Source organism: Photobacterium pectinilyticum (assembly GCF_024357955.1).
Classification (GTDB): domain Bacteria; phylum Pseudomonadota; class Gammaproteobacteria; order Enterobacterales; family Vibrionaceae; genus Photobacterium; species Photobacterium pectinilyticum.
Map to the genome: position 1 here is coordinate 60,072 of NZ_JANEYT010000007.1, position 19,986 is coordinate 80,057.

At 49.3% G+C, this 19,986-nt stretch carries 20 protein-coding genes; 9 read left to right on the plus strand and 11 right to left on the minus strand.

Annotated features, from left to right (window positions below; genetic code table 11):
* Nucleotides 1-70 precede the first annotated feature (70 nt).
* Nucleotides 71-571, minus strand: coding sequence for a YfbU family protein (locus NHN17_RS04875; RefSeq protein ID WP_255041006.1), 501 nt, complete (start codon nt 569-571; stop codon nt 71-73).
* 308 nt (nt 572-879) lie between these two features.
* Between NHN17_RS04875 and NHN17_RS04880 the strand changes: the two genes are divergently transcribed.
* Nucleotides 880-1,533, plus strand: a complete 654-nt coding sequence (locus NHN17_RS04880) for a hypothetical protein (RefSeq protein ID WP_255041007.1) — start codon at nt 880-882, stop codon at nt 1,531-1,533.
* Nucleotides 1,534-1,580: 47 nt separating this feature from the next.
* On the opposite strand, the gene NHN17_RS04885 is transcribed toward NHN17_RS04880, so the two are convergent.
* From NHN17_RS04885 to NHN17_RS04920, 8 genes are all read right to left on the minus strand, one after another.
* The gene (locus NHN17_RS04885; RefSeq protein ID WP_255041008.1) at nt 1,581-3,335 is read right to left on the minus strand and encodes a formate--tetrahydrofolate ligase; all 1,755 of its coding nucleotides are present in this window, start codon (nt 3,333-3,335) and stop codon (nt 1,581-1,583) included.
* Between the two features lie 359 nt (nt 3,336-3,694).
* A complete protein-coding gene (flhA, locus tag NHN17_RS04890) occupies nt 3,695-5,791 on the minus strand; it encodes a flagellar biosynthesis protein FlhA (protein WP_255041009.1) in 2,097 nt (698 codons plus the stop codon).
* Nucleotides 5,792-5,892: 101 nt separating this feature from the next.
* Nucleotides 5,893-7,029, minus strand: a complete 1,137-nt coding sequence (gene flhB / locus NHN17_RS04895) for a flagellar biosynthesis protein FlhB (protein WP_255041010.1) — start codon at nt 7,027-7,029, stop codon at nt 5,893-5,895.
* Between the two features lies 1 nt (nt 7,030).
* Nucleotides 7,031-7,822 (minus strand): flagellar biosynthetic protein FliR, encoded by a 792-nt coding sequence (gene fliR, locus NHN17_RS04900; RefSeq protein ID WP_255041011.1) that lies wholly within the window; start codon nt 7,820-7,822, stop codon nt 7,031-7,033.
* Nucleotides 7,809-8,078 carry a flagellar biosynthesis protein FliQ gene (gene fliQ, locus NHN17_RS04905; RefSeq protein WP_255041012.1) on the minus strand — a complete coding sequence of 90 codons (270 nt, stop codon included), beginning with the start codon at nt 8,076-8,078 and terminating at the stop codon, nt 7,809-7,811. Before fliQ ends, fliR begins: the two co-directional genes overlap by 14 nt.
* Nucleotides 8,078-8,788, minus strand: a complete 711-nt coding sequence (gene fliP / locus NHN17_RS04910; RefSeq protein WP_255041071.1) for a flagellar type III secretion system pore protein FliP — start codon at nt 8,786-8,788, stop codon at nt 8,078-8,080. Before fliP ends, fliQ begins: the two co-directional genes overlap by 1 nt.
* Nucleotides 8,789-8,834: 46 nt before the next feature.
* Complete coding sequence (gene fliN / locus NHN17_RS04915) at nt 8,835-9,218, minus strand: flagellar motor switch protein FliN (RefSeq protein ID WP_255041013.1); 384 nt, start codon at nt 9,216-9,218, stop codon at nt 8,835-8,837.
* 2 nt (nt 9,219-9,220) lie between these two features.
* Nucleotides 9,221-10,174 carry a FliM/FliN family flagellar motor switch protein gene (locus NHN17_RS04920; RefSeq protein ID WP_255041014.1) on the minus strand — a complete coding sequence of 318 codons (954 nt, stop codon included), beginning with the start codon at nt 10,172-10,174 and terminating at the stop codon, nt 9,221-9,223.
* 623 nt (nt 10,175-10,797) lie between these two features.
* Between NHN17_RS04920 and NHN17_RS04925 the strand changes: the two genes are divergently transcribed.
* From NHN17_RS04925 to fliJ, 8 genes are read left to right on the plus strand one after another with little or no spacing between them, the layout of a single operon-like run.
* Nucleotides 10,798-11,664, plus strand: coding sequence for a MotY family protein (locus NHN17_RS04925; RefSeq protein WP_255041015.1), 867 nt, complete (start codon nt 10,798-10,800; stop codon nt 11,662-11,664).
* Nucleotides 11,661-13,028, plus strand: coding sequence for a sigma-54-dependent transcriptional regulator (locus NHN17_RS04930; RefSeq protein ID WP_255041016.1), 1,368 nt, complete (start codon nt 11,661-11,663; stop codon nt 13,026-13,028). Before NHN17_RS04925 ends, NHN17_RS04930 begins: the two co-directional genes overlap by 4 nt.
* Before the next feature lie 17 nt (nt 13,029-13,045).
* Nucleotides 13,046-13,378, plus strand: coding sequence for a flagellar hook-basal body complex protein FliE (gene fliE, locus NHN17_RS04935; RefSeq protein WP_255041017.1), 333 nt, complete (start codon nt 13,046-13,048; stop codon nt 13,376-13,378).
* Between the two features lie 10 nt (nt 13,379-13,388).
* Entirely contained in the window at nt 13,389-15,143 is a 1,755-nt protein-coding gene (fliF, locus tag NHN17_RS04940) for a flagellar basal-body MS-ring/collar protein FliF (protein ID WP_255041018.1), read from the plus strand.
* Entirely contained in the window at nt 15,130-16,161 is a 1,032-nt protein-coding gene (locus tag NHN17_RS04945; RefSeq protein ID WP_255041019.1) for a FliG C-terminal domain-containing protein, read from the plus strand. The genes fliF and NHN17_RS04945 overlap by 14 nt, the downstream gene beginning before the upstream one ends.
* 2 nt (nt 16,162-16,163) lie before the next feature.
* Nucleotides 16,164-17,144, plus strand: a complete 981-nt coding sequence (gene fliH / locus NHN17_RS04950) for a flagellar assembly protein FliH (RefSeq protein ID WP_255041020.1) — start codon at nt 16,164-16,166, stop codon at nt 17,142-17,144.
* A complete protein-coding gene (gene fliI, locus NHN17_RS04955; RefSeq protein WP_255041021.1) occupies nt 17,141-18,481 on the plus strand; it encodes a flagellar protein export ATPase FliI in 1,341 nt (446 codons plus the stop codon). Before fliH ends, fliI begins: the two co-directional genes overlap by 4 nt.
* Entirely contained in the window at nt 18,474-18,902 is a 429-nt protein-coding gene (gene fliJ / locus NHN17_RS04960; protein WP_255041022.1) for a flagellar export protein FliJ, read from the plus strand. Before fliI ends, fliJ begins: the two co-directional genes overlap by 8 nt.
* A 254-nt stretch (nt 18,903-19,156) precedes the next feature.
* On the opposite strand, the gene flgN is transcribed toward fliJ, so the two are convergent.
* Together flgN and flgM are read right to left on the minus strand one after the other, a co-directional pair.
* On the minus strand, nt 19,157-19,591 hold the full coding sequence (gene flgN, locus NHN17_RS04965) for a flagellar export chaperone FlgN (protein WP_255041023.1): 435 nt from the start codon (nt 19,589-19,591) through the stop codon (nt 19,157-19,159).
* A gap of 53 nt (nt 19,592-19,644) precedes the next feature.
* The gene (flgM, locus tag NHN17_RS04970) at nt 19,645-19,953 is read right to left on the minus strand and encodes a flagellar biosynthesis anti-sigma factor FlgM (protein WP_255041024.1); all 309 of its coding nucleotides are present in this window, start codon (nt 19,951-19,953) and stop codon (nt 19,645-19,647) included.
* Between the last annotated feature and the right edge of the window lie 33 nt (nt 19,954-19,986).

Below are 19,986 nucleotides of genomic sequence, written 5' to 3' on the forward strand. Positions count from 1 at the left end.
GAGAGGATGTCAAGTGGCAGAAGTAACAAGCCGGAGCAAAGGCTCCGGCTTGGGGGATAGCGTCGTCAGGTTAGGCGTTTAGAATCTGCTGGATTTCAGCGGTAGACAAGTGGTACTGACGCGGGCAGTTGCGCCAGGTGCGAAGCATACGTTGGTATTTTTCCAACATCGGCACCTGACTGTTGAACATGTGCTCTGCCTTGTCGAATTGTGGGTACAGACCCTCTTCCTCTGTTAGGAAGCGCACATAGTGGACATGCTGTGCTTCTGAGGCGGCATCAAAGCCTAGGAATTGAAGGCGGCGCTGATCAACCTGGCTCTGGTTGTCGTCAGACAGCATTTTGTAAGATTCCTGCATTGCGTGGTGCATTTCCATAAAATCGATGATTTCACGGCAGTTATCTTCAGGCAGGTCACCGAACTCTTTATCCAGCTCACGCATTTGTAGGCCGTAACCGCGTTCTACGATAGTCTGCAGACGGCGGTACTTAGTTTCGTTCTCAGGCGTGAGTTTAGACATCAAGTAATACTGGTTAGATAGGATCAGGCGTTGCGCGTTGGTCATTTCCATAATGATAGGCCTTAATTTTTTTATTGAGCTGGCATTGAGGTTAACAGGATAAAACGAAAATAAATTGATCTAGTTACGTCTTGCTAACTTTTTTTTGTTAAAAATTACTAATCGCATAAAGTCTATCCAAAGCCACTATGATTAGGCGATAAAATTAAACTATGTCCTTAATTATTACATGGATTTTAGGGTTTGTTGGATTGAGATGATTGTTCTGAAGCACGTTGTTTGTGTTTTATTCTGGTGGTGGAGTGGGTCAGTCTACTTAAAGGTCAGATGTAAAGGATAGGCAAAGAGTGGGGGAAAGGATGTCAGGTGCGTTGAGTGGGTTCCAATTAGCGGGTTTTGTAGCGACGGCCGTAATACTCGTGCTGGGCTTTCCAAGGGATTTCTGGCCTAAGTTTCGTGCAGAGAAAGACTACCAGCACTGGGTCTTGGCCAGTATGGTGGTGCTTTTTTTACTTTGGAGCCTCAAGGCCGGGCTGTCCGATGGGCTACAAGTACATTTTTTGGCGATGACCACAGTGGCATTGTGCCATGGCTGGAGGATCGCTGTGCTGATAGGGGTTATTCCGACTCTGTTGTTGGCGCTATTTGGCTTGTTGCCGATAGTCGAAATAGGGAATTACTTGCTGGTTTCAGTCATTTTCCCTGCTTGGCTGAGTTTTTACCTGTTTCGTTTGGCGTATTGTTATCTGGCACGGCACTTATTTGTTTATATTTTTGTTGCTGCTTTTCTTAACGGTGCGTTAACCATTGCGGCCCATCAATTGCTTAATGGTACGGTGATGTGGCTCAGTGGTCTCTATAGTTGGTACTACATTGTCGATAATTATCTGGTGCTGACGCCACTGTTATTGTTTCCCGAGGCATTGCTTAACGGAATGGCGATCACTTTGCTGGTGGTTTACCAACCGCAATGGGTCAGAACGTTCCACGACAATGATTACCTAGGCAGGTAAAAACAAGAACGCCAGCGAAAGCTGGCGTTCTTAGTAGGTAACGAGCGTTAGCTCAAGCCGACGATATTGCCGTCATTATCAATATCCAGTCCCAGGTAGGCTGGCTTCTCTGATAGGCCTGGCATGGTCATTACGTTACCACACAGGGCATAAACGAAACCGGCACCAGCGCATAATTTTAGCTCACGGATCGGTACCAAAAAGTCGCTTGGTGCGCCTTTCAGGCTTGGGTCATGGCTGATAGACAGTGGTGTTTTCGCCATGCATAGTGCAAGGTTGTCGTAACCCTGGGCTTTGAACTGGGCAAGTTGCTCTTTGGCCAAATCAGACAGTTCGACACCGCGGCAGCCGTAGCCGACTTCAGCAACCGTCATTAGCTTCTCTTCCAAAGACTGTGATAAGTCGTAGAGCGGCTTGAAGTTAGCGGGTGTTTCACAGGCACGGGTCACGGCGTTAGCCAGTTCAACCGCACCTTCACCCCCTTTGCCAAAGGCTTCGCTGATCGCGACATCAACGTGGGTTGTAAATTGCTCGGCTTCAACCATTTCTTTTAGTTGTGCCAATTCAGCATCCGTGTCTTGCGGGAAGCGGTTGATGGCTACCACGACAGGTACACCGTACTTGGCTGCATTGTTGATGTGCCATTTCAGGTTGTCGAACCCGGCAATCAGTGCTTTTTCGTCTTGTTCGAAGATGGCTTGCGGCAGGGCTTGGCCCGGACGTAGGTCATATAGGCCTGAGTTAGCTTTAAGACCGCGCAGGGTCGCCACTACCACAGCACAGTCTGGCCCACGGCCTGCTTGTTGTGCCTTGATGTTACAGGCTTTCTCAAAGCCCATGTCCGAGCCGAAACCGCCTTCGGTAATGGTGTAATCAGCAAGTTTAAGCGCGATACGGTCAGCAATGATAGACGAGTTGCCGTGAGCGATGTTGGCAAAAGGACCGGCGTGGATCAGTGTCGGTACCCCTTCTAGGGTTTGCATCATGGTTGGCTCAATAGCTTCAATCATGGTCACTGCCATGGCCCCGGCAACCTGAAGATCTTCTGCCGTTACAGGCTTGCCATCAAGATCATAAGCCAATACGACACGGCCGATACGCTGACGCATGTCAGCCAAATCTTTTGACAGGGCAAGGATAGCCATAAGTTCAGAAGCCGCCGAGATATCAAAGCCATCTTCACGTTCAATACCGTTGATGGTTTTACCCGGTTGGTTCTTACCCACAGTGATCATGCGAAGAGCACGGTCATTGTGATCCATCACCCGCCTCCAGACGATGCGCTCCCTATCAATGCGAAGGGCTTGCATTCCGGTTTTTTCGCTAAAGCCTTCGTAACCGTGGCGCTCTTCGTGATAGACGCGGGCATCAATAGCAGCGGCAGCAAGGTTATGGGCTGCTGTTACGGCGTGGATATCACCGGTCAGGTGAAGGTTCAGTTTTTCCATCGGGGCGACTTGGCTGAAACCACCGCCGGCAGCGCCACCTTTAACACCAAACACTGGGCCCATGGAAGGCTGGCGGATACATGCCATTACCGACTGGTTGATTTTAGCCAGACCTTGGGCTAGACCGATTGTGGTAACGGTCTTACCTTCACCCAATGGGGTTGGCGTGATAGCGGTGACCACAACCAGTTTACCTTCTTCGTGATCGGCCAGACGTTTTAGGATTGAAGGCTTTACTTTGGCTTTCAATGAGCCCTGCGGAGTCAGGTCTTCAGGTAGCAGGCCAGCCCGCTGAGCGATGTGATCAATCGGCGTAAGCGTTGTATCACGGCAAATTTCAATATCACTTTTCATGGGCGACCATAACCTCGCATTCGGTAACTTTATATATATCGCACAATCAGTTTATATGAGTTGCGCAATCGTTTGCGTTGGATTTATACCATAATTTTATCATGGGTAAAGTGATAAATGCGGATAGTTATGTCATGAGAATGGTTGTTCTTTATAGGGATGTTGCACACAGAATGTGTTGTTATGTTGAAGTGTTTGATGGATAAGAAAAAAACCGGTGTTATCTTTTTGTGTCAAGATCGTGGTTTCGTCGGATTTTTATTGACTTAATTTAGTGTCAGTTTGCGTAATTACGCTTTTTGGGGAGCGAATGAAAGACCGGATACACAATGTATCCGGTCCAGAGAGCATGGCGGTTTTTAGCCCAAGTGACCAAGCACATTGATATTTTTATCTTCAGGGATCTCGTTGTACGAAAGCACGAACAGTCCTTTGGCGAAGGTGCGGGCGTAACGGGCCAGAAGTGGTCTTAGCTGCGGCGTGACCAGCAAGATGGGTTTGAAGCCATTTTGCTTCAATTGCTCTTTGACTGCGGGCATATTCTGCTGCAGCTGGGCTAGCAGAGTTGGCTCGACAGGGAAGCTATCAAGTGCTGTTTGGCCGCCACTTTGTTGGGCTTTGCTCAACGATGTCAGTAGCATTTTCTCGAGGTTGTCACTCAGGGTATAGATATTGAAATCTTTGCTTGAACCAACCAGGCTATTGGTCAGCGAACGCTTGAGTCCACAGCGCACATCGGCAGCGATCAGGATCGGGTCTTTGGTGATTTCACTACTTTCAACCATGATGGAAGCGATGTTAGCTATATCTTTGATAGGCATCTGATCGATAAGAAGTTGGCGGAAAACACGCATTTGCTGCTGGTGGTTTAGCTGGCTGGTGAGGGCTTCCATGAGTTTTGGAGCCGAGCCACCTAAGCGTTCCATCAAGCGTTCGACATCATCGTGACAAAAGAGCTCAGCGAGATGTTCCTTGATGATTTTGCTCAGATGGGTCGCCACCACCGTCGCGCCATCAACCACGGAATAGCCCTGATTAAGTGCTTGGGGTTTATTGGCTGGTTCAATCCATACCGCATCAAGGTTGTAGGCCGGATCTTTACCGAGTACGCCATCGAGTTGGCCATACACTTCACCGACGGCAAGGGCCATTAGGCGCTCAGGGTCAATATCGCCTTGTGAGATAACCTCACCATGGAGCAGTAATGAATATTGAGTTGGTTTGAGCTTGAGATTATCGCGAATAGCGATTTCTGGGATCAAAAAGCCCACCTGTTCGGTTATCGTTTTCCTTACCCCGCGGATCCGCTGCGCGAGTGGTTCCCCTTGGTTTTTATCGACCAAGTTCACTAATCGATAACCCAGCTCGAGGGCAATAGGGTTAACCACCGGAACGTCATTCCAGCCAAGGGTTGGGGCGTTGTCTTGGGCAATCGCTTCGGCAACAGCTTCAGCCTGTTCGAGCGGTTCGGGATCGTTTTCAATCCGTCTTTGTTTCCAGCCGGCATAGGCTAAGACGGCGGCAAAGATGAAGAACGCAAGGTGCGGCATACCCGGCACCAAGCCAATGATCAACATGATGGCCGAGGCGGTAAACAAGGTTGTCGTGGAAGCCAGCATCTGGCGGTGGACATCAACAGAGATATCGCCGCTGTCGTTGACCCGGGTAACAATAATGGCGGCAGCGGTTGCCAGTAGCAAGGATGGGATCTGGGCAACCAAGCCATCACCAATGGTGAGCAGGGCGAAGCGCTGGAATGCCTCGCTGGCGGCTAAGTCATGTTGCACCATACCAATGGTAATACCGCCCAAGATATTGATGACCAAGATCATCAAACCGGCAATGGCATCACCCCGGACGAATTTTGAGGCACCGTCCATCGAGCCGTAGAAATCCGCTTCTCGGGCTACGTCATCACGGCGGGTTCGGGCTTGGTTTTGGTCTATCAGGCCGGCATTCAAGTCGGCATCAATTGCCATCTGTTTACCAGGCAGGGCATCAAGGGTAAAACGAGCCGATACTTCCGAGATACGTTCGCCACCTTTGGTGATCACCACAAAGTTGATGATCATCAGAATGACGAAAACGACAATACCGACGAAGTAGTTACCACCGACAACCACATCACCAAAGGCCTGGATTACCTTACCGGCAGAGTCACCACCGAGGTGACCATTGAGCAATACCACCCGGGTAGAGGCGACATTGAGGGTCAGTCGCATCAAGGTAGCGACCAGCAAGATAGTCGGGAAGACCGAAAAATCTAGTGGTCGTTTGCTCGATACCGCAACCAGCAGCACAATGACGGCCAGTACGATATTGAAAATGAACAGGCCATCGAGCAGCCACGGCGGCAAGGGTAAGATGACCATGGCAAGGATTGCCAGCAGCATAATGGGTATCCCAAAATAGCTGGTGGTCAGGTTCGGAAACAGTTGTTGCAGTTTCGCTTTCATAGGACTTCTAGCTCAAAGTTGACGGTGCTTGTTGTAATAACGGTGCTTGTTGTAATAATTGCTGGTTGAGAGTAATCAGTGGTGTTGCTGGTATCGGTTAGCTATTTTTTAGTTAATAAATGCTTGGGGATCGCAAAGCTTGGCAAAGGCTGAGGTTTCTCTTTATTGCCCTCTTTATAGGCCTTGAGCTGCATTACGTATGTTAATACGTGGGCCACGGCGACAAACAGCGGTCCTGGTATTTCCTGATCGACACGGGTATTGAAATAAATCGCCCGCGCCAGTGGCGGCAGGTTCATCACCTCAATGTTGTGTTTTTTGGCAATCGCCTTGATGTGGAAAGCCATTTCGTCTTCCCCTTTAGCAACGACGAAAGGAGCGCCAGCTCGGCTCAGATCATACTTGAGCGCGACAGCATAGTGAGTCGGGTTGGTCAGAATGACATCGGCAGTCGGAACTGAATTATCAATTCGGCGGCGAGACATCTGTTGCTGAATTTGCCTGACCCGCTGCTTGACCTCTGGACGACCTTCGCTGTTCTTGTGCTCGTCCTTCACTTCCTGTTTGGTCATCTTCAGCTCTTTGGTGTGGCTCCATAGCTGGTAGGGCATATCAATCAAACCGATTAGCAGGACAACGACACCGAAATAGATCAGCGCTTTGATGATATGGCTAAGGGTGATCCCCATACCTTGCTCGAAAGGTGCTCGCTGGGCGGCAATCAAGGTGGTGAGATTATTATCGAGCAGCACATACAATACGGATGAAAGCAGAGCTATCTTAAGGATGGACTTGAGCAGTTCAACCAGTGACTTGATGGAAAAAAGCCGTTTTAGGCCAGCGAGCGGGCTGATTTTACTGAGTTTTGGCTGGATAGGTTTGAGCGACATAACCCAACCGCCTGGAACCATTGAAGCCAGGATGGTCATGATGATCAACACCATGGCCATCGGGACAAAAATGCCGGCCAGCAAGCGTACACTCTCAGCGAGCTTGCGGGCCATGATATCGGGCTCTTTGAGCTCGGCGGCACTGAGCTGGTAGTTTATGGTAAACAGCTTCTCGGCTTGCTCGCCGAGGAAGTGGCCATAGGCCCAAAGGAACATTGCAATAGTGATAAACAGTACGCCGACCACGAATTCCTTGGAGCGGGCGACTTGACCTTCACGCTTGGCTTTGCGCAGTTTCTGGGGGCTGGGTTTTTCGCTTTTATCTTGGCTGCTTTGCTGCTGAGACATGTCAGTATCCTCCCATCAGTCGCATCTCGGTCAAAATTTGGTGGCAAAGCTCGGCATAGATCCCTGGCAAGCCAGAGGTTGATAATAAGACGGCACATAGCCCGAGCATCATCGACATCGGAAAGCCCAAGGCAAACACGTTCAATGACGGAGCTGCACGGTTCATTACCCCGAAAGTCAGGTTGACGGTGAGCATAGCGGCAATGGTTGGCAGAGCGATAGTGACTGCTGCGGTCATCATCCAGCTAAACAAGTCAATCAAGCGGGCAAAGGAGACTTCGTCGAAGCCACCGCCGACGGGGTAGCGACCAAAGCTCTGGATCACAATATCGACAGCCACAAGGTGACCATCCAAGGCAAGGAACAGCAAGGTGGTGAACATCAGAAAGTAGTTACCCAGCAGGGCAACGGTTACCCCGTTGGCGGGATCGTTCATCATCGCCATCCCCAAACCCATTTGCATCGACATGATTTGGCCGACCATGGCCATGGCCGCGAACAGGAACTGCAAACACATACCGAGCAGGGCACCGATAATGATTTGCTCTCCGGCCAGTACCAACGCTTTGAGAGAGACGGGATCAACCGCTGGCATTGGCGGCAGTAACGGGGCGCAAACCAGTGAGATGGATAATGCTAACAGCAGCCGGGTGCGATTGTTGATATGCGCGTTGCCCAAAAAGGGCATGGTCATGAAGGCTGCCGAGATACGAAAAAATGGCCACCATAACTGGCCGGCCATCGCCGTGATCTCGGCAAAGGTGAGGTTGACCAGGCTATCAGCTAACGACATTGGCAATCGTATGGAACAGTGTGGTGAAAAAATCGCTAATGTTACGCAGCAACCAAGGACCGGCAAAAATCAACATCAACAGAGTTGTGAGTAGTCGGGGTAGAAAACTCATCGTTTGTTCATTGATTTGGGTGGTGGCCTGGAATATCGCTACCAACAGGCCGACCAGCAGACTTGGACCAATCAAGATGACGACCATGGAGATAATCATATAGATCGCATCAGCATAAAGACTCGCCGTCGCTTCAATGCCCATCACAAGCCTCCAAAGCTGGCGGTTAGGCTACCGACCGTCATGGTCCAGCCATCGACCATCACAAAGACCATCAGCTTAAACGGTAACGAGATGATCAGCGGTGACAGCATCATCATACCCATGGCCATCAATACACTGGCGACCACGATATCGATGATCAGAAACGGAATGAATAGCATGAAGCCGATTTGAAAAGCGGTCCTGAGCTCACTGAGGACAAACGCAGGCATCAGCACAGCAAAGCTTATTTCTTCGGGTTCGAGATCGAGCGGATCGCCAGCAATGCGCAACATCTGCTCGAGGGAGTTTTCATAGGTTTGCGCCAGCATGAAGGCTCGTATTGGTTTCTCCGCAGTGGCGACTGCCTGCTGTAGAGTGATCTCCCCTGTCTCATAAGGCACGTAGGCATCGGTATAGATAGGATCCCAGACCGGCTTCATCAGTAGCATGGTCAAGGTAAGGCCAATACCGATCAGAATTCGGTTAGGTGGACTTTGCTGTAAGCCCATAGCTTGACGGAGAATTGCCAGCACCACGATGATCCGGGTGAAGCTGGTCATCATCAACAGCATCGACGGTAAAAAGCTCAGCGCCGTCATCAGCAGCAAAATCTGAACTTTAACCGAGTATTCCTGGTTACTATCACCGTCAAAGACCGACATAAATGCGATCCCCTGATCCGCTAATGCTTGGCCGGAAAAGCCAAGCATTAATGCCACGAGAGGAAGGAACTTCAGCCAGCTAGGCATCGTTGTTTTATGCGGTAACGTCATGCAATGCATCTTCGGCAATGTCAGTAAGGCGCAGACCATACTTGTCGTTGATTACCACGACTTCAGCATGGCCAAGCAGGCGACCGTTGACTTTTACATCCAGCGGTTCGCCATTGAGCTTGTCCAGTTCAATCACTGAATTAGGGCCAATAGTTAACAGCTCACCCAAAGCAATATCCGTGCTGGCTACTTCTAAGGTAACGGTCACTGGAATTTGGCGGAAAAAGCCAAGGTCTCGTGATTTTTGTGCTGTGTTTGTCGCGTTGTCCAATGTGTCCGATGCCGTAGGGGTATCGAAAATATCTGCGACATCGGCGTCGATATTCAGATCGCCATCAAGAAGGTGTTGGATGTTTTGTTCGTTCATAATCAGTGTCGCTCCTGAGGAGTAATGTTATCGATAACTTGCAATACAAGGTGACCGTTACGCTCTACAACATGGGCCTGATACAGCGGTAGCGTGCCTGCATTTACATCGACAACTTCTTGGATTTCGGTAGAAATGATGTCACCAACGTTTAAGTTGATAACTTGGTCTAAGGTCAAGGTTTGGCGGCTCAACATCGCATTGAGGCGAAGTGGAACCTGTTTGAGGTGCATATCCCTCAAGCTATCGACTTTCGCAGGATCAATCTGGGTGACAACGTCCTGCGCAGTCAGTTGTAGCAACAGATCATCATCGAGATGGAGGTGGATTTCGCCATGGCTATCTTCGATTTGGATCGCGAATTTTGCATGCAATACGCCATTCTTAAAAGCTGTGTGTTCGGTTGCCACTTGCCACTGGTGGCTGATCTGATTCAGCAAAGTCGCGGCAAGTCTGGCTTGAACGCGTTTTTCACTGGCGTTCATCAGCGGCATTTTATTTTCTGGGGCAGAGGTAGTATCGGGGTCCCCATCCGGACTCTCTTCTCCAGTAACGATACCTGTAACGTTTGCTGGCACGGTTGCGTTCTGGTGAGAAAAGTCCGGTGTACCGCCATAGAAAGCTTCGGCAATAAGGTGGGTCAATGGTTGTGAAATACTCACTAAGCATTGACCATTATATTGATTGTGGGTAAAACAAATTGGCTCTCTATCTTTAATTTCTTGGTAACTGACCTCTAAGCCATAGCTGAGTAGTTTTACATGGCAATCTGTGCGGCGAGTCATATTGTTAAGCGTTTGTTCTAGTACTATCACCGCTTGATAAATATAGGAGGATAAAGACTGCTGAGCAGCATTCAATGGTCTTCCTAATGAACGAATGTCGATAGGAAATACATTTTGTGAACTATGTATATTCCTCGGTTTGATTTTATTTTTGCTAATGCTCGGTTTCATTATTAATCCCGAAGATATAAAAGTTAAACTGAATTGCCGAATAAGCTCAATTATTTGCTTGTATCTTTACGGCGACTATTTCTAACAGTATTAGTCGAATAGTTCAAATGCTTATAAATAGATGTCATATTTCTGCAAATTAAATTTTTTAAATGAAAATCCAGTTATTTGGTGAATCAAGATCACAAAATCATTCAAGAAGTTAATGCGAGCGAATTTCCCCTTGTCTTGAAAGTGTGCGTGAGTGCATGTTTTTTCTACCGATTTGTGTTGTTTTTGTTTCTATTTGGGGGTGAGCTTGTTTGGGGTGTTTGTTTTGTGTTAATTTTACCTGTTTGTAACTAAATCTAAAAATGTGATCTTAAGTCAATTAAATTAAATGTTGTAAATTACTGCCTAGTAAATCAATTAAATGCTGCCTAATATCCAGCCGCAATGTCTTGCTTTATTGACAAATATAATAATAGCCGTGTCTTGTTGCATATAAATATATTTAAAGTTATTACTTGTTGCATATGAATGTATTTGTCGCTAACAAAAATGTGCTTGCAGACGTTGTTATTCTCGTTATTTATTTATACGAGAGTGAAAATAATTATTACCAGTTAGGCAATTTGTTTAATATGAAAGCAATCAAATCAACCGCAGTGCTTTCTTTGTTAGTTTTTTTATCAACAAGCGCACAAGCAAAACCTATCTTAGCGCCTTTAGATAAAGTAGATTGGCAATTCTCAGGAGATCGCTTTTCTTGTAAATTAACAAAGGATCTTAAGTTCGATGGCAGTGTTGCGTTTATTGTAAACTCGGCTCAGCCATATTTGTTTTCCTTTACTAGCAGCCAACGACCATATTTTGTCGACAATGTGTCGTTAAGCGTCAATTATTCGCCGTGGGAGCAAGATAAGCCCCTGCGCAAGCTGTTGCAAGGCCGAGAAAATGGTCAGCATGGGCTGATTTTTGAAGGAACGGAATCGCTCCACTATCTACTTAATGAAATGGAAAAAGGGGCATGGGGACAAATCTCGGTCAGCTATAACCAGCATCAAGAAATAAAAAGCTGGGATATTCCTGCGGTTAGTTTTGCTCCGTCTTATCAGGCGTTCAAATCATGTTTGGCGCAAATGCTGCCAGTCGGGTATGAGCAAGCGAAAGACAATACCTTCCTGTTTGCCAGCAGTGATAGCCGGATGAGCGCTGAACAAAGCCAAATGCTCAGTGATATTGCCCGTTATATCCGCTACGACCAAGGAATCAGTGCACTACTCATTGATGGTCATACCGATCTCACCGGGACATCGTTAGATAATCTATGGCTTTCGCGCCAACGTGCTCAAGCCGTTGCTGATGAACTGGTCGCTTTGGGCATTCGTCGTGATCTCATTCAACTTCGCGCTCATGGTCAGCGTTATCCCGTCCACCAGGGTACGAGCATAGATGCCAACCAGCAAAACCGCCGGGTACAGCTACGTTTGGTCAGGGAGGGAGCATGACATCCAGCGATGTGATTTTTGCTCACCGTTGCCTTATCCAAGCAGCGGCAGCTATCAAAACCTTGAGTGCTGAGGGATACACGGTTCGTAATGCCTCCACCGCTGCAGATGCCTTGATGAAATTGCGCCAGCAGCCGGATAGCTTATTGTTTGTGGCTGACAACCTGACAGATATGGACATGCTGTCGACTATTCGTCGGGCCAAGCAGATAGCCATAAAGGGGACGGTGGTCGCAATTGTTGATTATCAGCAAAGCAAACTGGCCAGCGATGCCATGCAAGCTGGCGCTGATGACTATTTATTACAGCCCTATCAGCCAGAACAAATTACTGCGCTAATGCAGCGTAACCAGACCGTACAATCGCCAAAACGTGAAGTCGTGGCTTCCAGCCGTCGTAGCCTGCAAGTGCTGCAAATGGCCCACCGTGCTGCTCAGACGGATGCAACCGTACTGATCACTGGTGAGTCTGGTACTGGCAAGGAAGTTCTAGCGCGATATGTTCACGATAACTCGCCACGCAGTGAAGAGCCATTTGTCGCGATTAACTGTGCCGCGATCCCTGAAAGCATGTTAGAAGCCGTGTTGTTTGGTCACAATAAAGGGGCATTTACCGGCGCAACCCAAAGTCAAGCCGGTAAGTTCGAAGAAGCTAACGGCGGCACCCTGTTGCTCGATGAAATTGGTGAGATGCCGCCGGCTCTGCAGGCTAAACTGTTGCGCGTGTTGCAGGAACGTCAGGTTGAACGCCTAGGTAGTCACCGTTCGATTGCCTTGGATATTCGTGTTATTGCTGCGACCAATGTTGATTTGCAGCAGGCTGTTGCGGAACGGCGTTTCCGCCAAGATCTTTATTACCGCTTGGATGTTTTGCCACTACAGTGGCCACCGCTGCGTGATCGCAAAGAAGATATTTTGCCTCTGGCCAACCACTTTATTCGCAAACTCAATGCCGGTTGCACTGACTCTTGCAGCCTATCGGAAGAAGCGCAACAGGTGCTGCTGCACTACAGCTGGCCGGGTAATATCCGTGAGTTGGAAAACACAATCCAGCGGGCGTTAGTGATGCGCCATGGCCATTGGATCACGGTCCAGGATCTCATGCTCAACGATATGCTGAGTACCATGGTGGAAGGGGCAATCACCGAGGTGGTTGAAGATGCCAAGCAAGCCCTTAAGCAAAGCCGTATGAATGCCGAGCACCAATTTATTCTCGACACGTTAGCTCGCTTCAATGGCAAACGTAATCACACAGCAGAAGCCTTGGGGATGTCGACTCGCGCATTGCGCTACAAGATTGCCGCCATGCGTGAGCAGGGGATCAACATCGACTCTTATATTCACCAATCTGGCACTGCGGCATAAGGAAAAGGACGGACGTTATGTCGAATCAAACCTCAATGATGCAGAACGAGATGTTACAGCGTATGGCCGTGATGCGCGAACAGGCGCAGAGTGGCACTCAAGTCGCGGTTAACCTCTCGCATCCCTCAACCGGTAACTTTCAGACTGCCATGCAACAAGCCGTGCGTCGGATTGATAACCAGCAGCATACAGCCCACCAACTAACGGCTGATGTGGATGCCGGTCGTTCCGATGATTTGGTTGGCGCGATGGTCGCCAGCCAGAAAGCCAGTATTTCTTTTTCAGCATTGACACAGGTAAGGAACAAGCTCTTGGCCGCCTATGACGATGTACTGAAGATGCCTCTGTAGTGAGAAGAAAATGAGTACAACAGTAGCTGAAAACCCAGAACAGACAGCATCAAGCAAATGGCTGTCATACAAAAACAAAATCCAAACGCGATTAGATGGCAAGTACAAGAACGTAGCACTGATAACGGCGCTTGCTCTGCTGGTTTCGCTATTTATCGTGGTGGTGATGTGGACCCAGACGAGCCCGTACAAGCCTCTTTATGGTACCCAGGAACGTTACGATAATAGTGAGATTTTATCGGTATTAGAGCAGGAAAAAATCCAGTTTCAGCTCGATAGCCAGTCAGGTCAGATCCTCGTTCCCGCCAACCGTTTGGCGGATGTAAGGATCGTCCTTGCTGCCCGTGGAGTGAAGGCGAAATTGCCAGAAGGACTAGAAATCCTTGACCGTAGTACGGGCCTTGGCACCAGCCAGTTCATTGAAAATGCCCGTTACCGTCAGGGGCTGGAAGGGGAGTTGGCTCGAACCATTCTGGCTATCCGTTCGGTGAACCATGCTCGGGTTCACCTGGCTATTCCGAACCGTACTTTGTTTGTTGGTATTAACGAAGAAAAGCCATCGGCAGCTGTGATGCTGGAGTTGGAGCCGGGCATGCAGCTCGACCAGTCTCAGGTGGAAGCCATTGTTAATTTGGTCAGTGGCAGTATTACCGGTATGGCGGTCGATGCGATATCAGTGGTCGATCAGTACGGTAATCTGCTTAGCGCTGACTTGGCCATGGGGCAGCAATCTCAGGTCAATGTGCGTTTCCATGAGCTGCAACAGCGGGTGGAACGCGACATCGTACGCCGTGCTGGCGATATGCTGGCACCATTGTTGGGGGTTGGAAACTTCCGGGTTCAAGTCGCGGCGACGCTGAACTTCGACCAAATCGAAGAGACTCATGAATCTGTCGACAGTGATCCTGTGTTGCGTACTGAGTTTACTAAGCAGGATAACACCCAAGGTCAGTTGGCGATGGGGATCCCGGGCGCACTGAGCAACCAGCCGACTGGGGAAGAAGGGACCACCAACAATGAAACCCGCAATGAGCGCGCTGAGCTTAGCCGCCAATATGATGTGGGTCGTAAGGTTCGCCATACCCGCCACGCCCAAGGTGGGATCGAAATGTTATCTGTCTCAGTGTTGCTTAACGATGATGTTCATGAACAAGGTTGGCAACAAGCACAATTGGAGCAAGTGGCTCAAATGGTTAAAGATTCTGTTGGATATGTCGCTGAGCGAGGAGATCAGTTCAGCCTGCATGCATTTAATTTTGCCCGTTCGATAGATGCTGCGCCGGTTGATACCCCGTGGTGGCACGATCAGCAACTGTTGTTGCTGGCAAAATACGGTGTTTACACCCTGCTGGGTTTGTCATTCATCATCTTTGTACTACGCCCATTAGTTAAGGCGTTGCAGCGCCAAGTACCAGTGACGACGGCACTGGCAACCGCACCTGCCGGGGCTGAAATAATGCCTAGCGATGAGATGCCTGCTGTCGATTCAGCCCGTGAATTCCAGTCATCAAGCATGAATACCCCTATCGGCAGCGAGCAGGACCTAGCCGATGCATTACTCGACTCCATTGCCCAAGGCGGTATGGTGGATGAGGACAGTGCTCCGCAGTCTGCTGGAGAGAGCGAATTTGATTTATCGACATTGCCACCACCGGGATCGGAGTTGGAGGTACAGGTGAAGCACTTGCAAAAGCTCACCGAAGTTGAACCAGAACGCGTCGCAGAAGTAATCAAGAAGTGGGTGAATAGCAATGAGTCTAAGTAATTTTAGCCATTTGGCAGACGGTGAAGTGCTGCTGGAACCGATGGAGCAAACCGCGATTTTGCTGCTCAGCATGGGTGAAGAATCTGCCTCACAGGTGATGCGGCATATGTCGCGGGATGAACTGCTTAAAGTCAGCCACGCGATGGCCCAGCAACCAGCGATCCGCAGTATTGAAGCGCGTTTTGTATTACAAGGGTTCTTTGAAGAGTTCCGTGCCCAATCGGGGATCAGCGGGGCATCACGCCCGTTTTTGCAACGTACTTTGGATAAAGCATTGGGGGGACGCTTGGCCCGTAACCTGCTGGACACAATCTATGGTGATGAGATCCGCACCACGATGCAGCGGTTGCAGTGGATTGAGCCCAAGCAACTTGCCAAATTTTTGATGAATGAACACATTCAGATGCAGGCCGTCTTTATTGCTTTTCTACCGCCGGATATTGCCTCTCAGGTGTTGGCCGAGCTATCGCAAGATGAGCAGAAAGATGTTTTGCGCCGAATTGCGGTGTTAACAGAAGTCAGCCGTGACGTAGCGCTGGAACTGCAAGATTTGGTTGACCGCTGTATTGAATTCCTGGCTGAAAATTCGGGAGCGGTGATTGAAGGTGAGAAGCAGGTTGCTGACATTATCAACCGTTTCACCGGTGATCAATTGAGCCTGATGACCGCCCTTGAAGAGCACGATACAGAACTGGCCGAGCGCCTTAAGAACAAGATGTACGAGTTCTCTATCCTTATTCGTCAGCCAGAAGCGGTGCGTTTGCGTATTCTGGAAGAAATCCCAACCGATTTGCTGGCAATGGCATTGAAAGGGGCTGAACCGGCAATGCGCAAGGCATTGCTAACTGTCTTGCCACGTCGTATGCAGCAATCGATGGAAAGTGAAATATCCCAGTTGGGTAAAGTGTCATTACGTCAAGTACAAGAAGCTCGCTCGGAAATCATGGACTATGTTCGTGATCTGAATGAATCCAAAGTGATTAGCCTGCAGCTATATCAAGAAACCACGGTGGAATAGAGATGTTTAGACGAAATAAAATCATGCGCTTGCAAGCAAGCCAGTTTCGCAGCCATCGTTTCCCGCCGTTGGTTGACCCATCAAGCCTAGCACCGTCGACGAAAGCGCACTCTGCAGCATCAGCCCGTAACCATGCAGGCACGGCGTTTGGTGATGGGTTCGACAACAGTCTGGATGACGGACTTTTGATGGGTGATGAGCTTGGAGGGGATGACTTCGGTTTCGATAATTTGGCGCTGGATGACTTCGGGCTCGATGAGCTGAATGAGGATGCCCGCCTTATGACCGGTATTGAAGGAGATGCATTACTCGATGCCTCTGCCGAATTGGATCAGCAAGAAGACGTTCAAGCTCAGTTTAACCAAGGCTTTCAACAGGGTATGACCCGTGGCCACGAGGAAGGATTGCAGCAGGGGATTGAACAGGGCCAGCAGCAAGGCTTCGATCAAGGTGTGCAGCAAGGCCGGGATCAAGGGATCGCTCAGGGGATCAAAGAGGGTAAGGCACAGTTTGTCAAAGCAACCCAGCCCTTTGCCCAAATGCACCAGCAGATGGCTGAGTTGTTTTCTGAGCACGAGCGTCGCCAGCGAGAGCAGATGTGCGAACTGGTGCAGAAAGTCGCTCAACAAGTGATCCGTTGTGAGCTGGCTCTCCAGCCTCAACAAATCTTGGCTTTGGTTGAAGAAACACTTGAAAGCCTGCCTGGTGAGCCTGTCGGCCTGAAAGTCAAAATGGCCAGTGAGGAATTTACTCACCTCGAAAATGTGGCCAGCGATAAAATTGATGAATGGAACATTGTCTGTGACGACACCCTACGCCAAGGCGAATGTCGGGTTGTAACTAAAAATGCCGAAGCGGATGCTGGCTGCGAACAACGCCTTGATGCTTGTATGTCTGCGGTAAAAGGTCATCTGCTTGATGAGCAAGTCGTACTAGAAGTTAATGCTGAAGAACATGATGGGGCGATCAAGCAGGCATCATGAGTAACATAATCGATTACCGGCTAGAGCAAGCACTGGCCTCTCTCGACTCAGTCCCGGTGGCGAAAGTCACCGGGCGGTTGGTGAAAGTCACTGGATTGATGTTAGAAGCCGTCGGTTGCAGGCTGCTTACTGGACAGCGATGTCTGGTTGAAACGGGGAATGGCACCAAGATTGAAGCACAGACCGTGGGTTTTAATCGTGAGGTTGCTTATTTGATGCCTGTCAGTAATGCGTCGGGTCTATTCTCTGGAGCCAAAGTTTGGCCACTCGAAGGCGAGAGCCTGATCCGTATTGGTCCACAATGGCTTGGTCGGGTGCTCAATGGCCTCGGTGAGCCTTTAGACCGCTTGGGTCCGGTGCTAGGTCAGGATGATATCAGCCTTGAGAGTGAAAACATCAACCCGATGGCAAGGCGGCCGATTGATGGGGCGCTGGATGTCGGGATAAGGGCTATCAACAGCTTATTGACCCTAGGTAAAGGCCAGCGAATTGGCCTTTTTGCCGGTAGTGGCGTGGGTAAAAGTGTTTTGCTTGGTATGATCACCCGTCAAACCAGTGCCGATGTCGTGGTGGTGGGCTTGATTGGTGAGCGTGGCCGCGAAGTGAAGGAGTTTATTGAACACTCCTTGGGACCTGAGGGTTTGGCACGGGCGGTCGTGATAGCGGCCCCAGCTGATGAATCGCCCCTGATGCGCCTGCGTGCTTCTCAGCTTTGCCATCGGGTGGCGGAATATTACCGTGACCAAGGCAAGGATGTGCTGTTGTTGATGGACTCCCTAACCCGTTTTGCCATGGCGCAGCGGGAGATCGCTCTGGCACTGGGTGAGCCACCTGCGACCAAAGGTTATCCGCCCTCGGTATTTAGTATGTTACCGCAACTGGTTGAGCGGGCAGGTAACAGTGCCTCGGAGCAGGGTAGTATGAGTGCCATTTATACGGTGTTAACGGAAGGCGACGATCAGCAAGATCCCATTGCTGACAGTGCACGGGCTATTCTCGATGGTCACGTGGTTTTGAATCGCCAACTGGCAGAAGCCGGCCATTATCCAGCCATTGATATTTCCCAATCCATTTCACGTACCATGCCGCAGGTGGTCACGAAAGATCAGTTACGTCATGCCATGCGCTTTAAGCAACTGTATAGTCGTTATCAGGAGGTTCGCGAATTGATCCCACTGGGTGGTTATCAGCCGGGTAATGATCCGGAAATGGATCAAGCGGTACTTGCTCACCCTAAACTGGTGGCTTTCCTGCAACAAGAAATGGATGAGCAAGCGGATTGGGGAACAGTTGATCGACAAATGAGCCAATTGATACAGGAGCTAAACCTTGGCTAAGCAATCAAAGGCATTAGATCGGTTTCGCCAAATCAGACAGGGAGAGCTGGAAAAGTTGGGACAGCAGTTCCAAAAGAAACAGCAAGATTGCGCCAATCATCTCGAAAAACTAGAACAGTTGGATGCACTTTACGATTCTTGCCAAGTGGTCGCTGGTGAAACGGCATTGGCGTGGACTAACCGCTTTGCTATTCGTGATCACCTCAAGCACTTAACTGAAATCCAAACACAAACGCTCGCATTGTCCCAGGCTGAGCAGGTAAGCCTTAAGCAGCATGTTGTCCAGCAGCATGTGAAGGTTAAAAGCTTGGAGAGTGTAATAGAGAAACGTCGCCAGCATCATGACAGGCTTGCTGCCAAGAGCGAGCAAAAGCTGATGGATGAAATGGCCATGCAACGGTTTATCCGGCCCACTTTCTAATTTTTATTGGCAAAGCAAACAAAAACGCCGCAGTACTCACTGCGGCGTTTTCTATTGGGCTTAAGTGACAGAATAGTCGATGGTTTGAGAGTTATACCAATCTGGATAAGTCGTTGATCAAGTATTTGCACTGGAAAAATCGTTGTTATCAAGGCAGATATTGCAGTAATTAGTGGCTCTAATTACAAAATATCTAACGCAGAGAACAGCGATTTTAACCTGCAAGACTGATCAAATATTTATGTAGGTTGGTATTACGCTGGCTGGTAGGTGGCATCATTGTCTTGATGCAGTACCTGAGTGAGGATGTCTTGCTGCATCATTAACAAGCGGCTGTTGCGCTCGTTTTGTGCCATGCAGGTATGAACCAGGCTCTTGAGCAGTGTCCATTTTTGGTCGACAGGCTGGCGATACTGGGCTGGAAGGGCGGAGATCAGGCGATTGACACTGTCGGGGGAGTTATCCATACCAAGTTGGTTGAGTGTCCACGTCCGTTGATCAGCGCGTTGCTGTAATTGTTGTAGTAAATGCTGATGGGACTCCGCCATCGCGGTGAGTTTTTCGCCATTGCGATGCAGCATATTATGATGCTGCACCTTCAATAGTTGATGAAGCTGCTGGTAATCAGCCAGATCACGCTGGATATCTTGAATGAAGCTCTTGATGACTGACGCTGATTTTTGGTTCATGGTATTTAACTTCCGGGGGTGTTAAACGTGATGTTAAATGTGGTCTTAAACAATCAGTCGCGGTTGTGGGCACCGCGGATGCTGGCAGCCAGTCCATCAAGATCAACTTCGTAATTGCCGCTGGCTAGTAAGGTACGGATTTCATTGACCTTAACCATATCGACATCAGGGATACGCTTAAGCTCCTGCTGTAAGGTATCCATGCTTTGTGCTTGCGGGCTGACATCAGCACTGGGCTTTTTCACTGAAGAGATCGGCGCTGGTGAAGTTGATACTTCATTACTGGCCGCTTCAGGTGTTTTCTTCGGTTGGTTTTGGATTGCAGTGGCTAACTGCAAACTTGCTTTGGTTGACTCGATCATGGCATATCTCCTGACTTCTTCTCCGATACTAAG